The sequence below is a fragment of the Acinetobacter sp. ANC 4558 genome (genome assembly GCF_002135375.1).
Lineage (GTDB): Bacteria > Pseudomonadota > Gammaproteobacteria > Pseudomonadales > Moraxellaceae > Acinetobacter.
This window is the reverse complement of record NZ_NEGH01000001.1, coordinates 434,363-461,098: the sequence shown is the minus strand read 5'-3', so window position 1 is coordinate 461,098 and position 26,736 is coordinate 434,363. Positions and strand designations below refer to the sequence as shown.

At 35.0% G+C, this 26,736-nt stretch carries 26 protein-coding genes and 3 tRNA genes; 10 read left to right on the top strand and 19 right to left on the bottom strand.

Going from position 1 to position 26,736, the window contains the following annotated elements:
• Nucleotides 1–67: 67 nt before the first annotated feature.
• The 4 genes from B9T31_RS02190 to B9T31_RS02175 all read left to right on the top strand — a co-directional run bounded on the left by B9T31_RS02190 (nucleotide 68) and on the right by B9T31_RS02175 (nucleotide 4,365).
• Entirely contained in the window at nucleotides 68–1,303 is a 1,236-nt protein-coding gene (locus tag B9T31_RS02190; RefSeq protein WP_086180313.1) for a pyridoxal phosphate-dependent aminotransferase, read from the top strand.
• A gap of 459 nt (nucleotides 1,304–1,762) precedes the next feature.
• Nucleotides 1,763–2,821, top strand: coding sequence for an asparaginase (locus tag B9T31_RS02185; protein WP_086180312.1), 1,059 nt, complete (start codon nucleotides 1,763–1,765; stop codon nucleotides 2,819–2,821).
• Nucleotides 2,822–2,962: 141 nt separating this feature from the next.
• Nucleotides 2,963–3,694 carry a hydroxyacylglutathione hydrolase gene (gene gloB, locus B9T31_RS02180; protein WP_086180311.1) on the top strand — a complete coding sequence of 244 codons (732 nt, stop codon included), beginning with the start codon at nucleotides 2,963–2,965 and terminating at the stop codon, nucleotides 3,692–3,694.
• Nucleotides 3,695–4,161: 467 nt separating this feature from the next.
• A complete protein-coding gene (locus B9T31_RS02175) occupies nucleotides 4,162–4,365 on the top strand; it encodes a hypothetical protein (RefSeq protein ID WP_086180310.1) in 204 nt (67 codons plus the stop codon).
• Between the two features lie 137 nt (nucleotides 4,366–4,502).
• Here the strand turns inward: B9T31_RS02175 and B9T31_RS02170 are convergent.
• From B9T31_RS02170 to B9T31_RS02150, 5 genes are all read right to left on the bottom strand, one after another.
• Nucleotides 4,503–4,587: transfer RNA gene (locus B9T31_RS02170), tRNA-Leu, on the bottom strand.
• Nucleotides 4,588–4,621: 34 nt separating this feature from the next.
• Nucleotides 4,622–4,695: transfer RNA gene (locus B9T31_RS02165), tRNA-Trp, on the bottom strand.
• A gap of 34 nt (nucleotides 4,696–4,729) precedes the next feature.
• A tRNA-Leu gene (locus tag B9T31_RS02160) sits at nucleotides 4,730–4,814 on the bottom strand.
• 107 nt (nucleotides 4,815–4,921) lie between these two features.
• Nucleotides 4,922–5,749, bottom strand: coding sequence for a protein kinase domain-containing protein (locus B9T31_RS02155; RefSeq protein ID WP_086180309.1), 828 nt, complete (start codon nucleotides 5,747–5,749; stop codon nucleotides 4,922–4,924).
• Nucleotides 5,736–7,235: a DUF3336 domain-containing protein gene (locus B9T31_RS02150; protein ID WP_086180308.1), complete on the bottom strand. Its 1,500-nt coding sequence runs from the start codon at nucleotides 7,233–7,235 to the stop codon at nucleotides 5,736–5,738. The genes B9T31_RS02155 and B9T31_RS02150 overlap by 14 nt, the downstream gene beginning before the upstream one ends.
• 173 nt (nucleotides 7,236–7,408) lie before the next feature.
• Between B9T31_RS02150 and B9T31_RS02145 the strand changes: the two genes are divergently transcribed.
• From B9T31_RS02145 to B9T31_RS02130, 4 genes are all read left to right on the top strand, one after another.
• Complete coding sequence (locus tag B9T31_RS02145) at nucleotides 7,409–8,281, top strand: ATP-binding protein (RefSeq protein WP_086180307.1); 873 nt, start codon at nucleotides 7,409–7,411, stop codon at nucleotides 8,279–8,281.
• A 201-nt stretch (nucleotides 8,282–8,482) separates the two neighbouring features.
• Nucleotides 8,483–8,806, top strand: coding sequence for a ferredoxin FdxA (fdxA, locus tag B9T31_RS02140; RefSeq protein ID WP_086180306.1), 324 nt, complete (start codon nucleotides 8,483–8,485; stop codon nucleotides 8,804–8,806).
• Nucleotides 8,807–8,934: 128 nt separating this feature from the next.
• A complete protein-coding gene (locus B9T31_RS02135) occupies nucleotides 8,935–9,654 on the top strand; it encodes a D-Ala-D-Ala carboxypeptidase family metallohydrolase (RefSeq protein ID WP_086180305.1) in 720 nt (239 codons plus the stop codon).
• 171 nt (nucleotides 9,655–9,825) lie between these two features.
• Entirely contained in the window at nucleotides 9,826–10,491 is a 666-nt protein-coding gene (locus B9T31_RS02130) for an O-methyltransferase (protein ID WP_086180304.1), read from the top strand.
• A gap of 148 nt (nucleotides 10,492–10,639) precedes the next feature.
• On the opposite strand, the gene B9T31_RS02125 is transcribed toward B9T31_RS02130, so the two are convergent.
• A complete protein-coding gene (locus tag B9T31_RS02125; protein WP_086180303.1) occupies nucleotides 10,640–11,482 on the bottom strand; it encodes a universal stress protein in 843 nt (280 codons plus the stop codon).
• Nucleotides 11,483–11,877: 395 nt separating this feature from the next.
• Here B9T31_RS02125 and ahr point away from each other — a divergent pair, with 395 nt between their 5' ends.
• A complete protein-coding gene (ahr, locus tag B9T31_RS02120) occupies nucleotides 11,878–12,900 on the top strand; it encodes an NADPH-dependent aldehyde reductase Ahr (RefSeq protein ID WP_086180302.1) in 1,023 nt (340 codons plus the stop codon).
• Between the two features lie 92 nt (nucleotides 12,901–12,992).
• On the opposite strand, the gene B9T31_RS02115 is transcribed toward ahr, so the two are convergent.
• The 7 genes from B9T31_RS02115 to B9T31_RS02085 all read right to left on the bottom strand — a co-directional run bounded on the left by B9T31_RS02115 (nucleotide 12,993) and on the right by B9T31_RS02085 (nucleotide 17,751).
• Nucleotides 12,993–13,607, bottom strand: coding sequence for an acyltransferase (locus B9T31_RS02115; RefSeq protein WP_086180301.1), 615 nt, complete (start codon nucleotides 13,605–13,607; stop codon nucleotides 12,993–12,995).
• Nucleotides 13,604–14,203, bottom strand: coding sequence for an IMPACT family protein (locus tag B9T31_RS02110; RefSeq protein ID WP_086180388.1), 600 nt, complete (start codon nucleotides 14,201–14,203; stop codon nucleotides 13,604–13,606). Before B9T31_RS02110 ends, B9T31_RS02115 begins: the two co-directional genes overlap by 4 nt.
• Nucleotides 14,204–14,358: 155 nt before the next feature.
• Nucleotides 14,359–15,105: an LPS export ABC transporter ATP-binding protein gene (gene lptB, locus B9T31_RS02105; protein ID WP_086180300.1), complete on the bottom strand. Its 747-nt coding sequence runs from the start codon at nucleotides 15,103–15,105 to the stop codon at nucleotides 14,359–14,361.
• Nucleotides 15,105–15,671 carry a lipopolysaccharide transport periplasmic protein LptA gene (gene lptA, locus B9T31_RS02100; protein ID WP_086180299.1) on the bottom strand — a complete coding sequence of 189 codons (567 nt, stop codon included), beginning with the start codon at nucleotides 15,669–15,671 and terminating at the stop codon, nucleotides 15,105–15,107. The genes lptB and lptA overlap by 1 nt, the downstream gene beginning before the upstream one ends.
• Nucleotides 15,661–16,203 carry an LPS export ABC transporter periplasmic protein LptC gene (gene lptC / locus B9T31_RS02095; protein WP_086180298.1) on the bottom strand — a complete coding sequence of 181 codons (543 nt, stop codon included), beginning with the start codon at nucleotides 16,201–16,203 and terminating at the stop codon, nucleotides 15,661–15,663. The genes lptA and lptC overlap by 11 nt, the downstream gene beginning before the upstream one ends.
• Nucleotides 16,204–16,242: 39 nt before the next feature.
• The gene (locus B9T31_RS02090; RefSeq protein WP_086180297.1) at nucleotides 16,243–16,782 is read right to left on the bottom strand and encodes a KdsC family phosphatase; all 540 of its coding nucleotides are present in this window, start codon (nucleotides 16,780–16,782) and stop codon (nucleotides 16,243–16,245) included.
• Complete coding sequence (locus B9T31_RS02085; RefSeq protein WP_228145971.1) at nucleotides 16,783–17,751, bottom strand: KpsF/GutQ family sugar-phosphate isomerase; 969 nt, start codon at nucleotides 17,749–17,751, stop codon at nucleotides 16,783–16,785.
• 603 nt (nucleotides 17,752–18,354) lie between these two features.
• Here B9T31_RS02085 and B9T31_RS02080 point away from each other — a divergent pair.
• A complete protein-coding gene (locus tag B9T31_RS02080) occupies nucleotides 18,355–19,812 on the top strand; it encodes a DASS family sodium-coupled anion symporter (RefSeq protein ID WP_086180295.1) in 1,458 nt (485 codons plus the stop codon).
• 374 nt (nucleotides 19,813–20,186) lie between these two features.
• Here B9T31_RS02080 and B9T31_RS02075 read toward each other — a convergent pair whose 3' ends face one another.
• From B9T31_RS02075 to B9T31_RS02050, 6 genes are all read right to left on the bottom strand, one after another.
• A complete protein-coding gene (locus tag B9T31_RS02075) occupies nucleotides 20,187–21,143 on the bottom strand; it encodes a tetratricopeptide repeat protein (protein ID WP_322853494.1) in 957 nt (318 codons plus the stop codon).
• 261 nt (nucleotides 21,144–21,404) lie between these two features.
• Nucleotides 21,405–22,094, bottom strand: coding sequence for a hypothetical protein (locus tag B9T31_RS02070; RefSeq protein ID WP_086180294.1), 690 nt, complete (start codon nucleotides 22,092–22,094; stop codon nucleotides 21,405–21,407).
• Nucleotides 22,095–22,106: 12 nt separating this feature from the next.
• A complete protein-coding gene (locus B9T31_RS02065; protein WP_086180293.1) occupies nucleotides 22,107–22,745 on the bottom strand; it encodes a Tox-REase-5 domain-containing protein in 639 nt (212 codons plus the stop codon).
• Nucleotide 22,746: 1 nt separating this feature from the next.
• Nucleotides 22,747–23,091, bottom strand: a complete 345-nt coding sequence (locus B9T31_RS02060) for a hypothetical protein (RefSeq protein WP_086180386.1) — start codon at nucleotides 23,089–23,091, stop codon at nucleotides 22,747–22,749.
• A gap of 4 nt (nucleotides 23,092–23,095) precedes the next feature.
• Nucleotides 23,096–23,581: a DUF4123 domain-containing protein gene (locus tag B9T31_RS02055; RefSeq protein ID WP_086180292.1), complete on the bottom strand. Its 486-nt coding sequence runs from the start codon at nucleotides 23,579–23,581 to the stop codon at nucleotides 23,096–23,098.
• On the bottom strand, nucleotides 23,578–26,202 hold the full coding sequence (locus B9T31_RS02050) for a type VI secretion system Vgr family protein (protein WP_086180291.1): 2,625 nt from the start codon (nucleotides 26,200–26,202) through the stop codon (nucleotides 23,578–23,580). The genes B9T31_RS02055 and B9T31_RS02050 overlap by 4 nt, the downstream gene beginning before the upstream one ends.
• Nucleotides 26,203–26,736 lie beyond the last annotated feature (534 nt).

Genomic DNA, 26,736 nt, shown 5'->3' with positions numbered 1-26,736 from the left:
AATTTCAACATAGATTGTGATATTTCAGTAATCTATAACTTAAACTTACTTTTTATTGGATAAAATCATGTCCGTTACAGGTAACACCACTTCACGCGAAATTAAAAAATCATCTAAACTCGAGCATGTTTGCTACGATATTCGCGGACCTGTGTTACGAGCGGCCAATGAAATGGAAGAGGCTGGCCATAAAATTATTAAACTCAATATTGGCAATCCAGCTCCTTTCGGTTTTGAAGCCCCGCAAGAAATCATTAATGATATTGCCTTAAATTTACCGAATGCTGTCGGTTATACCGATTCAAAAGGTATTTTTCCTGCTCGTAAAGCAATCTGCCAATATTATCAGCAAAAAGGCATTTTAAATATGCACGTCAATGATGTGTATATTGGTAACGGTGTTTCAGAACTTATTGTGATGGCAATGCAAGGCTTGCTTGATGATGGTGATGAAATGCTGATTCCAATGCCAGATTATCCATTATGGACGGCTGCGGTTAATTTATCTGGCGGTACTGCAATTCATTACAAATGTGATGAAGAAAATAGTTGGTATCCAGATATTGCCGACATGGAAACTAAAATTACGTCAAATACCCGTGGTATTGTTATTATTAACCCGAATAATCCTACTGGGTCTGTTTATCCACGTCATGTTTTAGAACAAATTGTGGCTTTAGCAAAAAAATATGACCTGATTTTATTTGCAGATGAAATTTATGACAAAATCATTTATGACGGTATAGAACATGTTTCTGTTGCAGCATTAGCAGGCGATCAGCTGTGTATTTCATTTAATGGATTATCTAAAGCTTATCGAATTGCAGGCTATCGCTCTGGTTGGATGGCAATTACAGGCAATAAAACACGTGCAGCAGATTATATCGAAGGATTAGATATGCTTGCCTCTATGCGTTTATGTGCAAATCATCAAGCACAATATGCCATTCAAACTGCATTAGGCGGCTATCAATCCATTAATGATTTAATTCGCCCAGGTGGCCGTCTTTATGAGCAAAGGAATATTGCTTGGGAAATGCTCAACGAAATTCCAGGGGTATCATGTGTAAAACCTGAAGGTGCAATGTATTGCTTCCCACGCCTAGATCCAAATGTCTATAACATCCAAGATGATGAGAAATTGATGTTAGACCTACTACAAGCCGAAAAAGTCTTATTGGTGCAAGGTACAGGATTCAATTGGCCCACACCTGATCATTTCCGTGTAGTTTTCCTCCCCGCAGAAAATGAATTAAGAGAAGCTTTAACACGTTTAGGTCGTTTCTTAGCAAAAATACGTTAAATTGATTATTCACTTAGCTTAAATGCAAATCCAAGATGCTTAATTCATATTAAGCATCTTTCTTATTCTTATCATTCAATCAACATCTAAAACAAATGTAGAGACAATACCTTACTTCATTTCCTTTTATCATAATAATTTTGACAAAGTCTTAATCGCACCATAAAACATGATACAAAAGCATAATATTAACAGCACAAAATAATGATTAACAATAAAAATATATAGCATGACGAGAGTTGAATATAGGTAGTGACTTCATAACGCACGGCTTTCAAGTGTATAGTCAGCTTGAACATCTAAAATATTTTCGATGATTCTACTCCTCTTCAATGAAAAAATAAGTTAAATTCTATAATGCAAGTTGCACACCGCTAAAAATAAATTGAATAACACAGATATAGGATTCAATTATCGCTTTAGAAATAATCCAGCGATAAACATTACAAAGGAATAAAGATGAAAAAAACACTTTCAATATTAACACTGAGCATTGGTTTACTTCTCCCGCTTAGCTCATTTGCTAAAAATAATGTTGTTGTCGTTGCAACGGGAGGTACCATTGCTGGTGCAGGTGCGAACTCTACCAATAGTGCTACATACACTGCAGCAAAAGTGCCGGTTAATGACCTACTCAATGCAGTACCTCAAATTCAAAATCTCGCCAATGTAACAGGCGTACAAGCACTGCAAATTGCTTCCGAAAGCATCACTGATAAAGAACTCATTAGCATTGCACGACAAATCAATGAATTATTAAAAAAGCCTGACGTCAATGGTGTTGTGATTACGCATGGTACAGACACCATAGAAGAAACTGCATTTTTCTTAAGCTTAGTGATTAAATCTGATAAACCTGTCGTTCTTGTTGGATCAATGCGTCCACCATCAGCACTGTCAGCAGATGGTCCGCTTAACTTATATAGTGCCGTTGCTCTTGCTGCTTCAGATAGCGCCAAAGGGAAAGGCGTCATGATATTAATGAATGATAGTATCTTTGCTGCACGTGATGTGACTAAAACCATTAACATTCATACCAATGCCTTTGTCAGTCAATGGGGACCGTTAGGTATGCTTGTTGAGGGCAAACCCTATTGGTTTAGAAATGTAGCTAAGCGCTTTAATAAATCTTCCGAATTTAATATTGATGAGATTAAAGGCGATAGCTTGCCTTTAGTTCAAATTGTATATGGATCTGGAAATATGCTACCAGATGCTTATGAAGCCTATGCAAAGGCAGGTGCTAAAGCAATTATTCATGCAGGCACAGGGAATGGTTCTGTCGCAAATTATATTGTTCCGACATTAACTAAATTGCAAAACGAAGGTGTCCAAATTATACGTTCCTCTCGTGTCCCTCAAGGTTTTGTTTTACGTAATGCGGAACAACCCGATGATAAATATGGCTGGGTAGTTGCACATGACCTTAACCCACAAAAAGCCAAAATTTTGGCAGCATTGGCTCTAACAAAAACTAAAAATCCAACAGAAATTCAACGAATGTTTTGGGAATATTAACTTGTATCTATCTAAATATTAATTCAATAAAAAAGCGCAAATTTAGCGCTTTTTTATTTATGGATTTGCAAAATTTCATAGTACTCTGTGACTAATACATTAAGCTTCATATAACACATTGCACATTCGGAAAATACAAAAATGAAATTTAAAATTCATTATATTGATGTCAAAAATCAACTTCAAAACTATATTTGGATGATTGAGGATACACACACACATGAAGTGATCGCAATCGACCCAACAGAAGCTAATTTAGTTGAAGAGTTTTGTAATTCACGCCAATTAACACTCAACCAAATCTGGCTAACACACTGGCATAAAGATCATATTGGCGGTGTTCCAGAGCTTTTAATTAATCGAAATATTCCAATTTATGGCCCTAGAGAAGAACTGAGTAAAATACCATTTATCTCCCATCCCGTTCAACATGACTCAAAATTTCACTTCAACGATTTATCTGTTGATATTATTTCAGTCCCAGGCCATACATTAGGGCATATTGTTTATTATGTAGAATCCATCGATAGTTTATTTAGTGGAGATACCCTATTTGCCATGGGATGTGGTCGTATTTTTGAAGGCACATATGAGCAAATGTACCATTCACTTAATCGCTTAGCTGCATTACCCCCAAGAACCAAAGTTTATTGCACACATGAATATACGCTTGCCAATGCTCAATTTGCATTAGCCGCAGATCCAGATAATATTGAAATACAGCAGCGTTTTGAACAAGTCGAAGCATTACGCATGCTCAACAAAATTACGTTACCAAGTACCATTGAATTGGAACTAAAAACCAATCCGTTCTTAATTGCAGAAAATGTTCAAGACTTCAAAAAACTGCGCGAATGGAAAGATAACTTTTAATCTAAAGATACACGAATTTTAAACCAAGAGCCCCCTTCTCTAAATAGCCTATTTAGAAAATATCAATGTAGCCATCCTTGAATGATCTATTAGGCTCTAGAAGACCTTGAGCAATAAGCTTCCTAATCCGAGCCTCATTTTTTTATGTATACCCCCCTTTAAGATAAAAATATATCAAAAGATTTCATACAAGCTGTACAAATACTTTTCCATCAATTTTAATGACAAATATATTAAACAAATTATTTCATTATTATTAATTTGCAAAATCAACTCCATCATCAAAACCCTAAAATATATTGTTATATTTTATAAAGTTAAATCACTATCTTTTTTTTTATCTATTATTTAAGGCAATAATAAATCATTTATTTACATAATTTATCCTTATTTTATTCAATTCAACACTTTAAAAATTAGTACCCAACCCCTATAAATAATACATCAGTAATAAAGGAGTATTTCTCGTGAAAAAAGTAGTTAAAGCAAAAAACTTAGTTGCATTTCGTATTTGGTTAGAAAAATTAGGTTATTCCGTTAAAAGCCTTACTGATAATCGTGGATTTACATTTAGCTTTAAAAAAGAATATGGTCTAGTGACAGGCGAACTTTCTGGAAACTCGCTTGCCGTGCAATTAGGTGAAGAATTCGAAGATCATCTCAAAGCATAAATCATCATTTTATTGATTTTTAAAAACGAGAATAAATATTCCACATTTATTAAAGCTCATTATTATTTTATGAGCTTTTTTATTTATAAATTTTAGATAATAAAAAAGCAAGGTTATTAACCTTGCTTTAATATTCTTGGTGGGGACGGAGAGACTCGAACTCTCACACCTTGCGGCGCTGGAACCTAAATCCAGTGCGTCTACCAATTTCGCCACGTCCCCATCAGGGTACCAACATAGTGTTGGATTTTAAATTTGGCAGAGGATCAAGGACTCGAACCTTGACGAACGGTTTTGGAGACCGTCATGCTACCATTACACCAATCCTCTACAATATAAATATTAAGTTGAACTTAGTATTTATTGGTGGGGACGGAGAGACTCGAACTCTCACACCTTGCGGCGCTGGAACCTAAATCCAGTGCGTCTACCAATTTCGCCACGTCCCCAATGGCTGTGTATATTATAGAGATCATCCCATCATGACAAGTCCTTTTTATGAAAAAGCCACTTGTTTGATTAAATATAAAACAAAACTTTGTTTTTTGTTTTTTTCTTATACAATATCAACGATTAATCGTCTTTTTAAAGCAAAAATATCGACTTCTCTTCGATTTTTTTCCTTCATTAGCATTTGATTTAGAATGCCCTGAAAGCAAATATACTGTCGAGGAAGTTCAATTTCTAACGTTTGGCAATGTAATAAAGCCCAATCCTGATAGCTTCTTCCTTGTAATCGCTTCTTCGTAAGCCACTCTAAAAAGATAATGCCCAAAGCATAAATATCACTTGCAATACTTTTTGCTTCACGATGGAATAATTCTGGTGCCATATAACGTGGAGTTGCATTTAAACAAGACGGTTGAATTTGTTGAATTTCATGCAAATTAAAACTTTGTTCGAAATCCAAAAACTTAATCTGTCTATTGATTTGTCCAATATGTTCTTTTTTTAAGTCACCATGAACCCACCCTTGCATATGCAAACATTGAATCGCAGAAAATACTTGTAGCATATAATGTACAATTTTTTCTATTTTTAAATCATGCGGAACTGTGTCAAATAAGATTGGTACATGTTCTAACAAAAGGCATTGCTGCCCAAATTCATAATCTGAATGGGTCAATGGTGCATTAGTAATGGTGTGATACGGCATAATAGAACTCATCTTCTCCCGAGCATATTGATAAAAGTCAATTTCACGTTGAAAATTGTACTCATACTGTTGGTTAATACCGTTAAGCTGCGTCTTTATCCAATAGTGATGCTTATTATCTTGATATTCATATAATAAGCGCCCTTGTTGAATATGTTGTGCATGTGTTTTTAATGTTAAAGCATCAAAATTCAGTTTCTGCATAGAGAATAAGTTATGCACTCGCATGCTTTTCTTTATGCTGTAATACTTTTAAGCTTTCAAGACAATGGTGAATGGTCTTACCTACGCGTGCATGTGCCTCTATAGAAGAAATTTTAGGCCAAGTCGCTCTTTCCCCCTCTTGTTGCAATATCTTAAATAAATTTTGTTTTGGATTTTTTAGCATATAGCTATATTCACGTAAATTAAAACGACCAATAATATTTACATCGCCATAGTAACGCTGATCAATCACGCCATAACCATAATCTAACAAGCGTCGAATCGTTGGCATACGCTCTGCTCTTTCTCTCGCAAAATCCATAATTCCTCTGGAAATAACAATACTTTGTCGACGGGCAATTCGTTCTGGCCAGCTCAGCATATCTTTACGATAGCGCTCTTCATCAGATTGCATGAAAGGCACAATATGAGGATTTACTTGGCTTGCAATGGTATAGCTTAGATTATATAGACGTGCCATTTTTTCTTGAGGAAAATCACTTCGGACACTGCCATCAACCCACTTTGTATTGGCCATATAAGAGGTATATTTACCGTCATAGCGCTTACTGGTTAACTTGACTGGAGGGAATAAAACTGGAACAGCACAAGACGCTAAAACGGCACTCCAAACCAACACATCTGGCGATGTAAATTTATTCATAATGCGTGCATCTTGTGATGCTTCATACGGAGCAACCGCGACATTAATATGAAGCCCAGATTGTTCAAATGCTTCTTTAAATGTCAAATCACCTAAATTTTTCTTTAAAAATTGCTTCAAATATCGAACATCTGCTAATCCAGAATTGCCTTTTATAACCTCTTTCCAATCTCTGAACTTAAATGCTTCATCATAAAAATTTTCACCATTGAGAATATGTTCAATTTCTGTCGGTTTTGCCACGCCCAACATTGCTGTCATAATTGCGCCAGCACTTGAACCTGAGAGAACAGCAGGCATTAAATCTTGTTCGTATAAGGCTTTGCACACACCCGTATGAAATAGCCCTAAAGTTGCACCACCAGAAAACATAATTGCAGGTTGACCATATGCCACTTTACTTTCCGTAAAGAATTTAATTTTTTCTTTCAAACTAATATCAGTACATTCACATGAAGCGATATAGGCTAAGCACTCACTCACCTGGTCAATATAATCTTCAATGATAATTTTGGTGCCAATACATGTTGCGGTAAAAAGCATAGGATGTGCGATATTCGCAACGTCATACGTTAAACCTTCGTGCAGAACATGCATTAAATCTTTGCCACGCTGCATAGATTTATAACGCTTTAATAAATTTAACCGAGATGCGATTACTGCAGCATCAAAATATGGAGACGTATTGTCATACTTCCATTCCCATGCTCCTGTTGCTTCATCAATTTTAAGCGCCAGTGCTTTCCATTCTTCATAACTTTGGGCATGTTGAATTTGTTGTTTTAATAACTTTACGCGCTTAGATTTATAAGCGTTTACATTCTGGGAGAAATCCTTAAATAACATAACCAACCTCGTCCACTATACCATACCAATGGATTTCATATTCAATTTATTCATATTGCAGAATTTTTATGCATACTGCAATATTTTAAAAATCCTTTCATGTAGCAAAGCGTTAACGATTGATATACATTTAACTATTAATCAACCGATGAACGAATCAAAGTCAGTCTCTTATGTCTACCATTCAATTACCCGAAAACATTATAGATTCTCTTAGCCAAGTTTTACAGCAACTACAGCAAACATTACCGCCATTAAAACTGGAACCCGATTTTTCTGCAACTGCTTATAAATGGCAAAATAAGCAGCTCATTCCTATTCACCAACCTAAAAAATTCCATCTAGATGATTTAAAAGGCATTAATAGGCAAAAAGAAAAAGTTATTCAAAATACACTGCAATTTCTACATGGCTTACCCGCGAATGATATCCTCCTAACAGGTTCGAGAGGAACAGGAAAATCATCTATTGTTCGAGCGCTGCTTACACAATATGAATCTCAAGGATTACGTTTAATTGAAATTGAACGTGATGATTTATCAGACTTACCTGAAATTCAAAAAATCATTGCGCATCGTCCTGAAAAATATATTGTGTACTGCGATGATTTGGCGTTCAATGCCGAAGATGAAAACTATCGAAGTCTAAAAAGCGTATTAGATGGTTCACTACAATCTGGTTCTAATAACTTCATTATCTATGCAACCAGCAACAGACGACATTTACTGCCAGAATTTATGCATGAAAATACACCCATTAAAAAAGTTGATGTCCCTCAGTACACAGAACTACATCCTCAAGAAGCAATTGAAGAAAAAATTTCTTTATCAGATCGTTTTGGATTATGGCTTTCCTTCTACCCAATGGATCAAAATCTATATCTTGAAATTGTGGAACATTATCTAACACTCGCAGAAATGCCGTTCTCAGACGATGTAAAAGCAGAAGCATTGAGATGGTGCCAGGCACGTGGTCAACGTTCAGGTCGAGCAGCCTATCAATTTTCAAAACACTGGATTGGCTCTGAAAAGCTTAAAAATGCATAATAGAACGGCTCACTCGGAAATATACTGTATTTCCGAGCATTAAATAGTTGATATTAATTATCATTTATAAACAAAAATCATATCAAATTTACTATTCATAGATTTAAATAATAAATATCAATAAAAGGAATTGTTTGTTGTACCCATTTTTGCCTAAAATAGACCCCAGTAATTAGAACCAAATTTTAGGTAGCTGTCGCCATGACATTTGTTGTCACAGAAAATTGTATTAAATGTAAATATCAAGACTGTGTTGAAGTTTGCCCAGTAGATTGTTTCTATGAAGGTCCAAACTTTCTCGTCATCAATCCTGATGAATGTATTGACTGCGCTCTTTGTGAACCTGAGTGCCCTGCAAATGCAATTTTCTCTGAAGATGAATTGCCAGAAGGTCAAGAGGTCTTCATTGAACTCAATGCTGAACTTGCAGAAAAATGGCCGAACATTACGCAAATAGGCGATCAACCCGATGATCGTGAAGAGTGGAATGGTAAACCAGATAAATTACAATATCTTGAAAAGTAATATTAAAAGATCAGCATATGCTGATCTTTTTTATACTGAACATACACATTAATTTTCAATATTTATCATTCTTTTTTTACATTTTAGATTATGATACTGAACATATAAATAAATTATTGATTTAAATAATGAAGCATTTTTTGAAAGCGATGCTTTCTTTTGGCTTTATTTCTCTTACCTTGATTGGCTGCTCATCTACAGTAGATAAAAATACTACGCCAACATATCCAGGTAAGCGTATAAACATCCCACAAGAAAAAGCATCTTTAGAGCACCCGACTCCTCCCCCTAAAGTTGTGCCTTATACTTATAACACTTGGCTTGCAGTCAGTGACAATTTAGCCCAAGTCCGTGACTACGAAAACTTTTTAAATAAAAACCAAGTCGGACATATTATTCCAAGCTATGAATTAATGCGTACAGCTCGAGACTGGCAAAAGTGTGGTCGATCAGAATATATGGTACCACATCGAGAAATATGGCAAAACCAAGTGCCTACCCTCAAAGTCTTTAAATATTTAATTGCAGCTAAAATTCTAACGGATTTCACAGTCACTTCTGTATACAGAGATCTTACGCTCAATCAATGTGCAGGTGGCGCAAGCTCTTCAAAGCATTTATTTAATTCAGCCATTGATTTTCGAATCGGTCCAGAAAATCCTGACATTACAGACTATGCTGCAATTGAAAATACCAAATTTAGATTATGTCAATTCTGGAAACAATATGGTCCACAATTTAATATGGGCTTAGGTCTTTATGCGTCAGGTCAAATTCATGTTGATACTCAAGGATATAGAACATGGGGTCCTGATTTAAGCAAAAACTCATCAATGTGTAATTATTAACTCAAACCATCAGGAGTTTAAATACAACTTCTGATGGTTTTTTAACCAATGTAAAAATATAAATCAAATTAACCATCCGAAACACCCTCTTTGCAAAAGATTTGTATGGAAAAAATTGCAGTATAGTTAGAAAAGTATAAAATGCATTCATCAAAATAAAGGTGACGAACTATGCAACAAATGTGGACAGACGTTGATAATTTTATCGATTCACATTTAATTCCAGATGATCCCATTTTAAAACAAACGCTAGATAACACTGAGGCAAAAGGCTTTCCAGATCATCTCGCAGTTGCACCCAACCAAGGCATGCTTTTACAAATGTTGATTCAAATGAATCATTGCAAACGTGTTTTAGAATTAGGAACATTTGCTGCATATAGCACTATATGGCTTGCTCGTGGATTACCTGATGATGGTTATATTCTGACGATTGAAGGTCGAGATACAAATGCAGCAATCGGGCAAGAAAACATTAATAATGCCAAACTTCCTCAAACCATCGACTTAAGAATTGGACGTGCAGCGGATGTTTTACGCAGCCTTCCTGAGGATTTTGAAACTTTTGATTTTATTTTTATTGATGCAGATAAACAAAGTTATCCTGAATATTTAGAGTTAAGTCTTAAGCTTTCCCACTCTGGCACGATTATCTTCTTAGACAATGTCATTCGCTCAGGTGATATTTTAAATGCTGTAAACCATAAACCAAGTATTGAGGGCTTACGTAATGTATTTCAAGCCATGCAAAACCACCCACAAATTTTGTCATGTACAGCAATACAAACTGTAGGATGCAAAGGACATGACGGTTTTGCATTAGCAATTGTCAAATAAGCACTTATGTATAAAAAACCATCTTTTTTTATTTATTATTAATTATCATATAGATATAAATAGTGTCCATAGAGTTATCCACAAATAATGCGGATAACTCTATTGATCTAATAGATTGTTTTTTAACATATCATATCGAAATATTCAGCTACTTCGTCACCAATAATGGAATTTCGACATTTCTAAAAATCGATGTTGTGATACTTCCCAAGAAAAATTGATGAATTTTACTGTGACTAAATGCACCCATAACAATAAGTTGAATCCCATGTTCCTTTTGATATTCCAAAATGTTTTCTGCCACATCTCCATATCGATATTCAGTTACAACATCTAATCCTGCCTCAACTAAATAGGATGCTGGCTCTTCTAAAATTTCAGGATGATCACCAACATACAGTAAATGGCATTGTAATAATCGCAGTAAATCACTCTGTGCAATTCGTTTGACCATTTTTGTACACGTGGGTGAAAACTCATAGGCAAAAATGAATCGTGTTGGCGGTTTAAATGTCTCACCCACCGTCATAATGGTACAGTTTGCACCACGAATAAAATTTTCAACATTACTACCTAATGTTTTATTTTTTTCAGCTGATCGCTCCCCAACACGACCAAGAACGGCAATGTCATCTTCTCTCAGTAACGAAAAACTTTGCTCTAAAAAATCACCTTTTTCTTGTAAATGTGAAACCTCTATACCATGTTTCTCTGTAATTATTTCTGAAATATAATTAAGTAGATTATTGCTATATTCTAAAGCAATATCACTTTGTTTTTGTTCTAACTCAGCCAACTCCTTAAGCAACATGGCATTGCTTTCAAAGCCAATAACACCACTAATTTCTCCCAAATGGTAACTTGCAGGGTAATAATCTAAAATTTGTAATAATACGAGCTCTCTATGTGTTTTTTTCGCAATCCATGCCGCAGCATCGGCTAAAGCATGTGTGCATGGAGATGAATCAATACAAGCAATTACCCGTTTCATAGTAGCCTCCAAAGTTTATATATTTTTGGTTATACCTTTTCTTAAAACTAGCATATAAGTTCAGTAAATTTCATCTAGTAATAGGTTATTTATGTTATTTTTTAATTGAAAACATATCATCAAAATCAAAAAACTGTATTAAAAAGACAATTAATGTATTCCATGTGCAATATTTTAGAATAACATCTCTCTAACTCAATCGTGTCGATTTGTAATATTGAAATTCAATATATACAGACTAGAACATCATTATTATGGTAAAAATCATCTGTTATACTTCACATGGAAAGATTTATAAAAGTCTTTCCAAGACATCTCTAATCTCATACTTTTAAGTGAACATCTACCTACGCTTAATCTTGATATTTCTTCAATGTCCACATAAGGATTAAAAAATGACTGATAATATAGTTCATGCCTATGCGGCACTCGAAGCTGGTGCGCCTCTAGTCCCATATGAATTTGATGCAGGTGAATTACATCCACATCAGGTTGAAGTCAACGTTGAATACTGTGGTCTTTGCCATTCTGATGCATCGGTGATTAACAATGAATGGGGTATTTCCGTTTATCCAGTCGTAGCTGGACATGAAATCATTGGAACAATCTCTCAATTAGGTTCTGAAGCAAAAGGTTTAAAAATCGGACAACGTGTAGGAATTGGCTGGACAGCAGAAAGCTGCCAATATTGTGATTCGTGCATTAGTGGACAACAAGTTTTATGTACAGGTCAGAAGCAATCAACGATTATCGGGCATGCAGGCGGTTTTGCCGATAAAGTTCGTGCAGATTGGCAATGGATTATTCCATTACCTGAGAATTTAGACCCTGAAAGTGCAGGTCCACTTCTTTGTGGTGGAATTACAGTATTTGATCCCATTGTCAAACATCAAATTCAAGCAGTACATCATGTTGGTGTGATTGGAATTGGTGGTTTAGGTCATATTGCCATTAAATTGCTTAAAGCATGGGGTTGTGAAATTACTGCATTTACTTCTAGTCTTGACAAAACAGATGAACTCAAAGCAATGGGGGCAGATCATGTTGTCAATAGTCGTAATAGTTCAGTGCTTAAAGAACACGCAGGTAAATTTGATTTAATTTTATGCACGGTCAATGTCACGCTCGATTGGAATGCATATTTAGGTACTTTGGCACCAAATGGAACAATGCATATGGTCGGTGTTGTATTAGAGCCATTAGCTATTCCAACCGTTTCACTCATTGGAGGAGCCAAGTCCGTTTCTGGTTCACCAACTGGATCGCCTTTTGCTTTACGTCAATTATTGCAATTTGCAGCACGCAAAAATATTGCACCACAAATTGAATTATATCCAATGTCAAAAATAAATGATGCGCTTGAACGACTCCACTCAGGAAAAGCACGATATCGTATCGTTTTAAAAGCTGATTTCTAAAGAAAAAATTTAAATAATTCTCTAAGAAAAGAGCTGCACATGCAGCTCTTTTGTAATTTCTATTGAAACATTAAAAATACTTCAATCACAATTTAAGCGCGTAACCGGATAAATTTTGCTGGATTCCCTGCAACAATTTCTTTCTGAGCAATATCTTTGGTGACCATACTGTTCATTCCAACAACTGCCTGATCTGCAATTTTAACGCCATCTTTAATCCCCACATGCGCACCCAGCCAGACATCATTGCCAATTTCTATTCCTTGAGAACGTACTGCTTGTTGATAAATGGGTTGAGCTAAATCTATGCCATGATCAAATGCATATAAATGACTATATGCAGCAATACGAACTTGGTTTCCTAATTTAATTCCTGCGCGCCCGCCATCTAAAATACAATGATGATTAATCGCAACCTCATGACCAATATTTAAAGGACCATGAAGCGTACAATCTGCCGCAATAAAAGTATTATCGCCAATAATAATTTTACGACCAGGTTCTGCAAAAATATGTGCTAAAGGAGAAATAAAACAATTTTTCCCAATTTCAACAGTTTCCATTTCCATTAAATATGCTTGATATTCTTGTTGCCATTGTTCTGCCCAATTCCGATTTTTCGGCTTAAGTGACCAATATAACCATGGCATATAATTCAATCGATGTTTATGCTGTTCTCTATATTTTAATAATGAATCTTCACTCATGGTTTAACCTCTTCATCCAGCACCTTTAAACTCACACGCCCTCTGGTCATATCTCGAATTTTAAGCGAGATTGATGCAATCTGATCGAGTTGTAGCCATGCTAAAATATTTACACCATCTGCTGTATATTCTTCAAGATATTCAATTTTTTGTTGGTTCAACTCATATTGAAAAATAGCCCATTCATTAAACAGACATGAAAAAGCCACTTGTTTCTTTTCAATTAATTCTATTTTTTCTGCTAAGAGCAAGCATTTTCCAGCACATCCCCCATACGCACGAACAAGACCACCTGTTCCTAATTTAACACCACCATACCAACGATTGACCAAGACTAAAACATTAGTGAGCTCATTCCCTTCTATGGTCGCTAAAATTGGCCTACCTGCTGTTCCAGAAGGCTCACCATCATCATTAAATCGAAGTTGATTCCCAATTTTCCACGCCCAGCATTGGTGAGTCGTACTCATATCTTTATATGCTTCTAGAAAATCTTTTACAGCTTGTTCATTTTCAACAGGCACAGCAATCGCTTGAAATCGACTTTTTTTTATTTCTTCTTCAAAACTCACTAAGGTTGAAATTGTAAAAGGCATACCAACATCATAGACAAAATTATTCACCTAACATCATAACCTGAATTTAATTAGAATTTAGACCTCATATAAAAATCTCTTTAAATCTGCCATTAAAAAAAGCCCCTAATAAGAGACTTTTGATATTCAAATAAAATAGTTGAACAATAAAAATTTTAAACGACGAAATCTTCACCTAAATACACTTGTCTAACCATTTCATTATTCAGAATATCAGTAGGTGCACCTTCAGCAATCACAGAGCCTTCACTGACAATATAAGCACGCTCACAAATGGTTAATGTTTCACGTACATTATGATCTGTAATTAAAACACCAATACCACGATTTTTTAAATCAATAATAATATCTTTAATATCGCCTACAGAAATTGGATCGACACCTGCAAACGGTTCATCTAACAACATGAATTTAGGATTTGCAGCCAATGCTCGAGCAATTTCAGCACGACGACGCTCACCACCAGAAACACTCATTCCTAAAGAATCTCGAATATGAGTAATTTTAAAATCACTTAATAATTCATTTAAACGTTCATGGCGTTGTTGCTTATTCAAATCTTTGCGCGTTTCAAGAATAGCCATAATATTGTCTGCAATCGACAATTTTCTAAAAATAGATGCTTCTTGTGGTAAATAGCCAATCCCTTGTCGTGCACGTTCATGCATTGCTAAATTGGACAGATCTAGACCATCAAGATGAATCTCCCCCTTATCCATCCGCACCAAACCGACAACCATATAAAAGCTGGTTGTTTTTCCTGCACCATTAGGTCCTAATAACCCTACAATTTCACCACTTTTCATAGTGAATGATACATCTTTAACCACCCAGCGTTTATTATAGTTTTTTGCAATATGCTTAATACATAAGACTTGAGCCGAATTAACTTGATTTTCCATTAATCACGAGCTCCTGGGAAGGATTTTTGACTTGATGGTGGAATCACAATTTCAACCCGTCCTTTAGATGTACCCGCTTCACTCGATGAACCAAGTGCTTCAATATCACCTTTATTCATACTATAACGTAATACAGCACCTTTAATGCTTGATCCATCTTGTTCAAGATAAGCATTTCCAGTTAAAGTAATAATACCAGTTTGCGCATTATAAACAATTTTTTGGGCTTGCCCTTTTGCAAAACCTTTATTTACATCCATTTTTTGTTGAAACTTTGCAGGACTACCATTTGCGGTAATCGTAGTAATATCTTTTTTCTCATTAAAATTGGCAACAATGGCATTTGCTTGTAAACGCATTGTTCCTTGATCAACAATGACATTACCCGTATAGGTATTCACACCTGTTTTTTCATTATATGTTGCTTTATCTGCAACCAATTGAATAGGCTGCTGACGATCTGATGGTAATGCAAAAGCCACATTGGTAATTATGGATGCCAAGCCTACAACTAAGGTTTGCTTCAAAAACATATTCATATGTGTAAGCTTAGTCTTATGGTTCATATGTGCCTCTAACAGAAAAAAACTCGTACTGACCGTTTTCTAAATTAGCCTTTAATCCTTGACTAATTAATTTAGATTGCGGGCTATCAATGACAACCTGCTTATCTGTTTCAATTTCTTTTGTTTCAGGAAATCCCGTAAGTTCCGTCGTGGTTAAAGTCATTTTTCCATTTGGTAACAAGCGTGTCACCAACACCTGATCAGATAATACGACACGCTGATTATCATCATAGCCATAGGCAACTTTTGCATAAAAAGTACCATCCATGACGCCATTTTGATAGCTTTGTGCGTGGAAATTATCTAACTGTGATGTGCCTTTAGATTCATCTTGTACAAGACGATCTGCTTGAGCCTGAATGTATACCTGACCTTTTTCGTTCGTTTGAGTTAAATTAATTTTTTCAGCAACATACGTTACATTTCTCGCAGAATCAACATCGAGTTTTTTACTTTTACCACTGTAATAATAATATCCAGCACTCAAAGCGCCTACTATCAATGCCGTAATATATAAGTTTTTTGTATCCATAGCGGCTTATTTAACTCAAACTTTCGATTCTATATAACATTATTTAGGGATTGCGACATATTGTTCAAGTAAATTTGAGTATACGCCTTTTGCCATTAAGATCATATCGCAAATTTCACGCACAGCACCTCGCCCACCCATTGCTTGTGTAACTAAATCTGCACGACGACGTACTTCAATATGACCATTTGGTACCGTAACTTTCATTCCTGCAATCGCAAAAGCGGATAAGTCAGGCCAATCATCCCCCATATATAAACAATCCTCAGGAGAGAGATTGAATTGAGCACAGGCTTCCTTTAATGCAATACCTTTATCTTCACGCCCTTGAAACACCAAGTCTACGCCCAGATCCGACATCCGCTTTTCAACAATATGACTTTTACGACCTGTAATAATAATAACTTTAACACCTGCTTGCTGTACAAGCTTCATACCTAAACCATCACGAATATCAAATGATTTAATTTCATCACCAGAATTGGTTAATGTCACAAAACCATCACTTAATATTCCATCTACATCTAAAACTAAAGCTTCAATATGACGTGCTTGTTCTAACAAAATATAAGATGCCATTTAATTCACTCCTGCCTGAATTAAGTCATGCATACTAATTACACCAATTACTTGTTGAGCATCATTCACTACAATAAATTGGTTAATTTTTTTATCTCGTAATGCTTCTAATGCTTTTACAGCTTTTGCTTCTTCAGAAATTGTAGACGGTTTTTTTGTCATTACTTCAGAAACATTTAAATTGACATCAAAGCCTTGTTGTTTATCAATTAAACGTCGTAAATCACCATCGGTAAAAATACCCAATAATGTATTATTTTCATCAACTACCGTTGTTAAACCTAAACGCTTATTTGAAATTTCATACAATACTTTATTCATCGGTGTATTTGGTGAAACTTTAGGAAGTTCGTCACCTGTGTGCATTAAGTGCTTAACTTGAAGAAGTAAACGCTTACCAAGTGCACCCGCAGGATGTGATCTCGCAAAATCATCCGCAGTAAATCCACGTGCTTCAAGAAGTGCTACAGCAAGTGCATCACCCAAAGCTAAGGTTGCAGTTGTACTCGAAGTTGGAGCCAAACCTAATGGACATGCTTCTTCTACATCCCCTAAAGTTAATGCAACATCTGAACTTTGTGGCATCGGTCCTGTGTCATCTCGACTAATCGTAATCAGTGGAACGCCCAAATGTTTAATCAGTGGCATAAGCATCATAATTTCATCGCTTTTGCCTGAATTAGAAATCGCAATTAATACATCACCACGCACCAACATTCCCAAATCACCATGCCCAGCTTCACCTGGATGCATAAAAAATGAAGGCGTTCCTGTAGAGGCAAAAGTAGCAGCCATTTTACGACCAATATGACCTGATTTTCCCATACCCGTGACCACTAAACGCCCTTTACATTGCAAAATAATTTCGCATGCTTGGGTAAAACGATCATCAATTTGATTGGCCAAAACTCTTATCGCATGTTCTTCAATACTTAAAGTTGCCAAAGCAACTTCTTGAAAATTGATCAATTTTGGCTTATTTTCAGCGTTCAACTTATCGTCCTATCCAATGTGGTAAAGCATCTTTACAGATTACTTAATTCTCTCAATTTTAGCAGAACTATGCAATTTCGTTATAGAATATATAAAAAAAATGACTTAAAACATTGAAGATCATGTAATGTTTTGAATCTTAACTGTATCTGCATAACTATAATAATTTAAAATTTTGAATCCAAACAATTTCACAACTGAATTTACTCAATATTCTAAGTTCACCTCTTTTTTCATTTAGAATAAATTTCACATAATATTTTAATATGTCGTTCATCTTAATTTACTGAAAAACACAAAATTTCTCTTCATATTTAGTTTTTATATTCCTCTCAAAAACATCAAGAAATCTTGAGTATTTACAAATTTACTTAAAAAATTCATTTATTACTTAATATTTTATATGAATAAAAATTAAGGTTGTTTATAAAATTAACTAAAAAAATATATGATTTTTACTGGATTTAATCATATGATGTAGCCGTAAAAAAATGATTTAAAAAAAATTAATTTCAACAATATTACATATATTTATCAAAATATTACATGATAATAATTATGTATTCTGGAGTATCCTCAATGGGATTTAAACTCATACCCACTTTAATTTCAGTCGGCCTTGCATGTGTGATTTGGTTTATTATTCCCATTCCTCACGGTGTAACTCCAAATGCATGGTTGCTTTTTGCCATGTTCTTAGGTGTCATTGCCGCCATAATTGGTAAAGCTTTACCAATTGGTGCAATTTCCATCATTGCAATTGCGCTTGTTGCCATTACCCGAGTAACATCTGACTCTCCTAGCGAAGCCATTAAAGATGCCTTAAGTGGCTTTTCAAATCCTTTGATTTGGTTAATTGGTATATCTATTATGATTTCCAAAGGATTGCAAAAAACTGGATTAGGGGCTCGCTTAGGCTATTACTTTATCGCTGTTTGGGGCCGACGCACAATCGGCATTGGTTATAGCCTTGCACTGTCTGAGCTTATTTTAGCACCAGTTACACCAAGTAATACGGCACGTGGTGGTGGTATTATTCACCCGATTGTTCGATCAATGGCAGCAAGTTTTGATTCAGACCCTGAAAAAGGCACAGAAGGGAAAATTGGTAAATATTTAGCTCTGGTCAATTACCATTCGAACCCAATTACATCTGTCATGTTCATTACGGCAACTGCTCCGAATCCACTGATTGTCGATTTAATTGCAAAAGCTACACATAGTGAAATTCATTTAAGTTGGACGACTTGGGCACTTGCCATGGTTTTACCTGGAATTGTTGCTTTAGCAGTTATGCCTATTATTTTATATTTCATGTACCCTCCTGAAATTAAAAAGACGCCAGATGCTTCTAAATTTGCTAAGCAACGATTGAAAGAAATGGGACCGATTACATTGCATGAACTTATTATGCTTTGTGTATTTGGGATTTTATTACTTTTGTGGGCAGGTATTCCTGCAATGCTCTTAGGTGATTTATGGTCTTTAGATCCTACAACGACAGCATTTATTGGTTTATCATTACTGTTATTAACAGGTGTTTTAACATGGGATGATGTGCTTACGCAAAAAAGTGCTTGGGATACTGTCACATGGTTTGCAGCCTTAGTGATGATGGCCACTTTTTTAAATAAACTTGGTTTAATTGCTTGGTTTTCTACTGTATTACAAACAGGAATTAGCCATATAGGCTTAAGTTGGATTCCTGCAAGTTTACTACTACTTTTAGCTTATATGTATGCACATTATATATTTGCCAGTACTACAGCACATATTACCGCAATGTTCTCTGCCTTTTATATTGCCGGTATTGCAGTTGGCGCCCCACCAATGTATTTTGCATTAATGATGGCTGCAGCATCAAGTATTATGATGACCTTAACACACTATGCAACCGGTACCTCACCTATTGTCTTTGGATCAGGATTTACAACCTTAGGTGAATGGTGGAAAGCTGGTTTTGTGATGAGTGTCGTCAATATTTTAATCTTTATATTCTTAGGTGGAATTTGGTGGAAATTTCTAGGTTATTGGTAATATTCTAGAATATTCTTTTTAATTTAATGAATAGACTAAATACTTTTATTATCTTTATTCATCAATTTATGTTTTAATAAACATAGTATGAGATGAGCCTTATATGAGTATTACGTGAGTGATACGACTAGCCCCTAACCATGGGGCTTTTTTATTTTTAAAATCAATAGCTTAAATTTAATTGACGAAACAGGTGAATTAGAAAATTCCCTAATTTTTGTTTTAATGTCGTTTTAAACCTAATTATATCACCAAATCTAATGTTTTGAAATTTGGTACCCTCATTAATGAGGGCAACATTTTGTTAAAATCAAATAAACTCTCTCAAGCCCAATATATAATTCATTACTTATTTTTAATTTTTTATATGCTTCTTATTCATTTAATCTTTTCAGTGCTTCTTCTGCCTGAGATATTCCATTTTCTAATGATTTTGAATACCAATATCTAGCATTAGCATTAAGCCCTCTTTCATACATTAAACCTAAATTATATTGTGCTTCAGGAAGGTTTTGCTCTGCCGCCTTTTTATATAATTCAAATGCTGCCTTTTCATCTTGAGGGACCTCATCACTTCCATCTAAATATATATCGGCCAAATTATATTGAGCCTTAGCAAAGTTTTGATCTGCTGATTTTTCATATAATTCCAATGCTTTCTTTTCATCTTTAGCAATACCATTTCCATGTAAATAAGCATTCGCTAAATTAAATTGAGCGGCCGCAAAGTTTTGATCCGCAGATTTCTTAAACAACTCCAATGCTTTTTCATGATCTTTTTGAACATAAAATCCCTGATCATACATAATCCCTAAATTATATTGAGCTTCAGCAAAATTTTGGTTTGCAGATTTTTCTAACCAATAAAAGGCTTTTTCTTTATCCTGCTTAACACCTAAACTATTCATATAAATAGCACCTAAATTATTTTGGGCTATCGGTAATCCTGCATCTGCAGCTTCCTTAATGAGTTTAAAGGCTTTAACATAATCTTGAGTAACTTCTTCACCTAATAAATATTTTTGCCCTTCATCATAATTTTTTTCAGCATCACTTTCCTGTGATTGTGATGATATTGAGCTTACTGAAACTTGCTTGGTACAAGAAACTATTCCAACTGTACTTAAACTCAGTAAACTAATTAATATTAGGTATTTCAATTTCATACAATTTTCTCTTGTAAAATCAATCTGAACCTTTAATATGCCATCTACCCATTGGATCTTTTTGATATTCTCTTTGTTTTCATTTTTCTTCAGCAATTGCATCCATCTTACTTTGATGCTCATTAGCACCAACAGAACTAAGCTTTTTTGCTGCTTGGCCAACATTGCTAACACCATTTATGGATGAAATACGTCGATTCAAAAAAACTTTCTCAAACACAGTTTAAGCGTTATACAGGCATATCTCGTTCAACATTTTCTCTAATAATTGATTAAATGAAGATGGAAGTTTCTTCTAAAGGCAGACCACCAAAACTGTGTATTGAAGATCAGATTTTACTCTGTTTAAGCTATTGATGAGAATATCGAACTCTTATTTCATGTTGCAACAAGTTATGGTGTATTTGAAGATACTATCCTTTTGAACTATTCATCAATCTCAAAAAAATCAGAATTTAATTCAGCTTCTGGTATAAGGTTTAAATCAACTAAAGCAATAGAATTTTCCTGAATCTTTTTCTTCATGGAGTCGGATTCATCAAACAAATTTTCATCAAAAATTAAAATCATTCCTTGGTTTAACTCATTATTTATTTCAATCTTTTGATATAAATGGGGAATTTGGTTTTCATCTATTATTTTTGGAACATAGCAAATTGATGTTGTACTGAGTCTATGAGGAAAAATATTTATGTCAGCAAAAAAATTATTATTAAGATATATATATTGAAATTTAACTAATTCCAAGAATATTTTAAATAATTTGATTACTTGATTATTCGTAAGCTCTTTATAAAAACTCATACTTATATTAAATGAGTCAAAATTTAAACTAGAAAAAGTGACTTTATCTTCCCCATTCCATAATAAAAAGCCTTTGTATTCATCTTCTTTTTTTCGATTAAAAAGATACTTATAAGCTGATTCCGATGGGAAAGGATAATCTAGTGGTGGCTTTGAGCTTGTAGCATTATTTACAAACCAAGTTTTAAAAATATGATCTATACCACTTATTTTTTTTACTAATTTTTCTAGAATCTCTAATTGTTCTTGAATCGCAATTTCAGTCGTAGGTAATTGCTTATATAAACGTGTGCTAAAGAAAAATTCGCGCATAATCAATCCTATTTATAATGGCATAAATATAGAGGTGATAATACCTCCACCTTGTAATATAAAATAATTTCTAGCCATATCTTCATAAAAATACCATGTTAATTTTGCAGTTTTATACCCAATAATGACTCGCTTTTGTCTTGTTGCCTCTAATACCAAATCTCGATAAACATTAGTTTTTAAAAAATCAGGCTTTTTCGAATCCAAAAATTGAGCATATTGACCTTTTGCTTCAACCAAAATACATTCCATTGGCCATAATCCATCAAAGGATGTTGCTCCCACATTCCATTCCTCAATCGGAGTCGTCGCCTTTTTATTTCCTTCAGCAATATAAGGGGTATAACTTTTAAAAGTTAAAGGGTAACTTGATAAATTTGCTATTTTATATTGATATACAGTATTAATTTCAGCACCCATAGAGCGCTTAATCAAATGTTTATTACCTAATGTATAAGGTTCACATTTATTACAACGTTCTTGCTTTGTTTTATCCTTGCTCACTTCTTTAACAAGAACTATAGTTGCCATACCTTTAATCGCTTCTATTGCTATTTTTTTGCCACCTTGTGTAACAATAACTTCACCAGTTCCAATAGCAACAGTTCTAGCACCACCTGCGAAGACACCACGAAAAAGTATTCCCCACATATTAGTTATCCCTTAGCTCATTAAATTCTAAGACTGCCAATAAATCTTTCGCCCTAATATTAGAACCATATATTAATTTCTGTATTTCTTTATCCTGGAGAATATCTTTTCTAATAATTACATCCCACACAATAAGCTGTGAAATAACTTCGTTATCAGTTAGTAACAGTGAAATAAGCAAATCAAAACTAGAGTAAATCTCTGAGTTTAGATATGCATAATCAACTCGGTACTCTTTAAAAGATTCTTTATTAGCTAAGATATAACTATATATTTTTTCACAAAGCTCTTTTCTATCTTTTACACTTTCTAAGCTATCTATTTGTGTTTGATCTAATTTCATCATTATTTTAAATCTCATAACTCACATTATTAAGCATAAAATAGATTGCTTCTATTCCATCCATAAATTGATCTTTTTGCTCCTCCGTCATAATTTGTGAAAAACGTTTCAATACTCGAGGATCGTAAAATCTCAAAATTCCTACTCCACCATCTTCAAATTTAAGATATAAATTTTCGAGTAATTTATTATTTAATATCTTAATGTCTAAATTACTTTTTATGAAAATCATAGAGTCTTTTGCATTCATCAATTCTATTAAGGATACTAGCTGTTCCTTGTTTGAAACACTCAAATCAAATAATATAGGTCCATATTTATATGCTTCTTCTTCATAAGTGCCTTTGAATATATATAAGCATTTTCCATAAATATGCTCTATATCTAAGTTCTTTTCATGTTCAAGTTGTGCACCATCTAGCAGACAAAATAAATCTTTTTTTTCATCATTATTGAATAAATAAGCTTCTAACTTTCGTAAATCTAAAATCATCTTCTTAAAATCCCTGAACCTTCCTTGGCAGCCTTTATAAAGCATTCAATACAAATCGGTTGCGGAAGAGCATTTATGGACATGGCAACTTTCTCCCCACCCTTAAACACATGTTGCCCTGCTTTACTCTCAAATAATTTAGCTGTAGTAGGAAAGATACCTCCTCCCTCTATCACCAGTTGAGATTCTCCGCCTTTGAGTACTATTTTTTTCTTGGCAATAATTTCTATCGTATCTTCCCTTGAAATTATTTGTATGCCTTTACGCGCAAAGACATCTATACCATCCGTTTGAGCTTGAATTTCAGCTTTGCCCTTCGCAGCATAAGCCCTAAAACCATCTTGAGCTGCAAATAAGCTGATCTTATTTTGGGCATGCGCAATCAAAGACTTTTGTGTGGATAGATTAATGCTATCCCCAGCACTTTGACTGATTTGCCTATCGGCAGATAAATGAATATCTTCATGGCTTGAAACCGCAATTGAGTTCGGTGCTGCTATAATCATCAAGGCTTGTTTAAATGCAGCTGCTTTCTTTTCATCTTGCTGTTCAATTTGATCGATAAAGTTTTTAAGTTCATCCAACGCTTCTAAAGGATCAGTTTGTTGGTTTTTTGCCACCTCACTTAAGGCTTTGGCCTGATTGAGGTTAGATTCTAATTGGCTACTTGCTTGATTGGCATCAAGGTGAGTTCCTTCGGCTGAATCTTGTCGATGGGTTGAAATTAATAAACCATCACCTGCACGTACTGCACCCCATTGATCTGTTCTCAGCTCAAAACCTTCCCCACGTCCATCGCTTTGGGCTTGTTCTTTAGGATGGCTTAAATTTCCGAGATTGAGCTGAGTGGTCCCATGACTACTATGGAGCTGTGCACTGATCTGCCCTGTCGTATCGTCAAAACGTAGTTGGTTAAAGCCTTCCCCAGCCACTTCTTTAGAGCGAATACCACTGAGTTTCTTGGTATCTGGCAATTGTCCTTTTATATCGAATTTAGTTGGATGTCGATGTGCTTCATGGATTCGACCCGTCACAAAAGGGCGATCAATATTGCCATCAAAGAAATCAATCACCACAATCTCACCAACACGCGGTAAGAAACGTGCACCATAACCTTCACCTGCCCAAGGAGTGAGAACATCAACCCAAGCAGAGTCAGTATCATTGTCGTTAGAACCTGCGCCACCATCATGTGTATGGTCTTCATTTCGGGTGAAGAGGAAACGAACTTTAATTCGCCCCCATTCATCGACATGGATTTCTTCACCATCAATTCCCACCACTTTGGCACGTTGTACATAGGCTGTGGGACGATACTGTTGTGGGTCATATTCTGGAACAACATCAATGCTACGACGTATTACGGTTAGTTCATTGGCTTGGCGTTCTTCTGTACTGTCTTTGCTTCTTGTCCAATGGCTTTGTTGCAGGAGTTTTTCCAGTTGTTCTTGAACATCTTTAGGTAAATTGTTTTGATTATAAAAATGTTTGCTTAATATTAAGAATTCTTGATCGCTGCCACGATGATTTTGATCCAGTTCAGGGTGACCATTCAGTTGAAACCAATACCCCACTTGCACATCTCGAACACTGCCATGTGCCGTGAAATATTTAGATTGTAAGGTTTGATATTGATTTAGCTGCGTATTGAGTTTTTCAATTTGCGCATTGCTCGATTTTGTTGCTTGATCTTCACCTTTTAAGTCACTGATCCACGCTGGAGAAATATTCCAAGCCTGTTCTAAACTCAGGCTTTCATTGCCTTGTTGGCTACTGTGTTGATGGGAGCTTAGTACTGAGCCTGCTCCTTCTTCTTGTGCTAAAGCATCGGCTTGCCAACGCTGTACATGTATTGCAGTCGGTTGTAATTGGCGCTGAGCAATAAAGCTGGTAATGCTATCCGTTTGCTCCGTGGCATGGGAGCGATGATAGCGAATGGTACGACGGCTTAAAGGTGAAAACTGCGCATTGTCATCAATCAAACGTAACTTTTGTGCTTCGATCGTTTGGTTTTGACTAGCAACAATTGCATTAGATTCATCAATTAACCAGGACACGCCAGATTCTCTTAGAAGTCTGGATATATAGGCATAATCGCTTTCATTGGATTGCATAGAAAATGGTCGAATATCATAATGATGTTGAAGCCCTGTTAAATCAAGTTGCAAACTTGCTGCGAAAAGTGGGCTTTTTTCTTGCCATTCTTTAAAGATAATTTCTACAATTTCGATGGCACTTTTATTCATAAATACACGACTATTGCGTCGTTTATGCCAAAGTGAAGTTGCATCTTGCATGGTCAAACGATAGATGGTCAAAGCACCGTCTGATTGACCTTGAACTGCTTCGGTAATAATCCCTGTAGTTCTAAACAGTTGTCCTGAATCTGTGACTTGATCAACTGCGACTTGGCTACCAATAAATTGCTTAAGAGAAAGATAAGGATTGCTAGATAAGCATATTAATTCTACAGACAGTCCTTCATTAATGGCATGCTGACCATCGATACGTTGTAACAGGACTTGATGATTGAGCTCTGAGTTCGAAAATTGAACATGTAATGCACGACGCTGTGTGCCTAATCCTATTTTGTCTAAAATAGCAAAGATATTCGTGATCATTTTTTATTTTAAGTAATCATTTACTGGTAATAGTAGCATAAAAGAAAAATTATACAAATTAAGTCACATAGTTAATATTTAACATGATAAATAATGCATTATTTTATAATAAAACCTTTGATTTAATCTAATCATTAACCTACATATATCGATTTAGTTAAAGCATTTATAAAATGGACTGCCACCACTCTCCTAGACAAATTTCGTCTATTCTTTTTGCATAGAAGAGAACATTATGAGTGGACAACGATATACCCCAGAATTTAAATCTTCAGGTTCAATATGATGTATGGTTTGGTTTGCAAGTCAACAAGAACGACCAGAGATTCGCTCATTATTTGCTTTTACATAAAAACAGATTGTCCAAGATAAAAATACCCTCCTAAAGATGGTATTTTTCATGGCTATTTATAATTTATCGACATATGCCTCTAAATATTTCTCAGTTGCCTTAGGCAATGGTCTATTTCTTGGTTTTGGCTTGAGTAGTTTATTATTAGTAAGGGCTTTGTATTGATTGATTTCCATTTAATC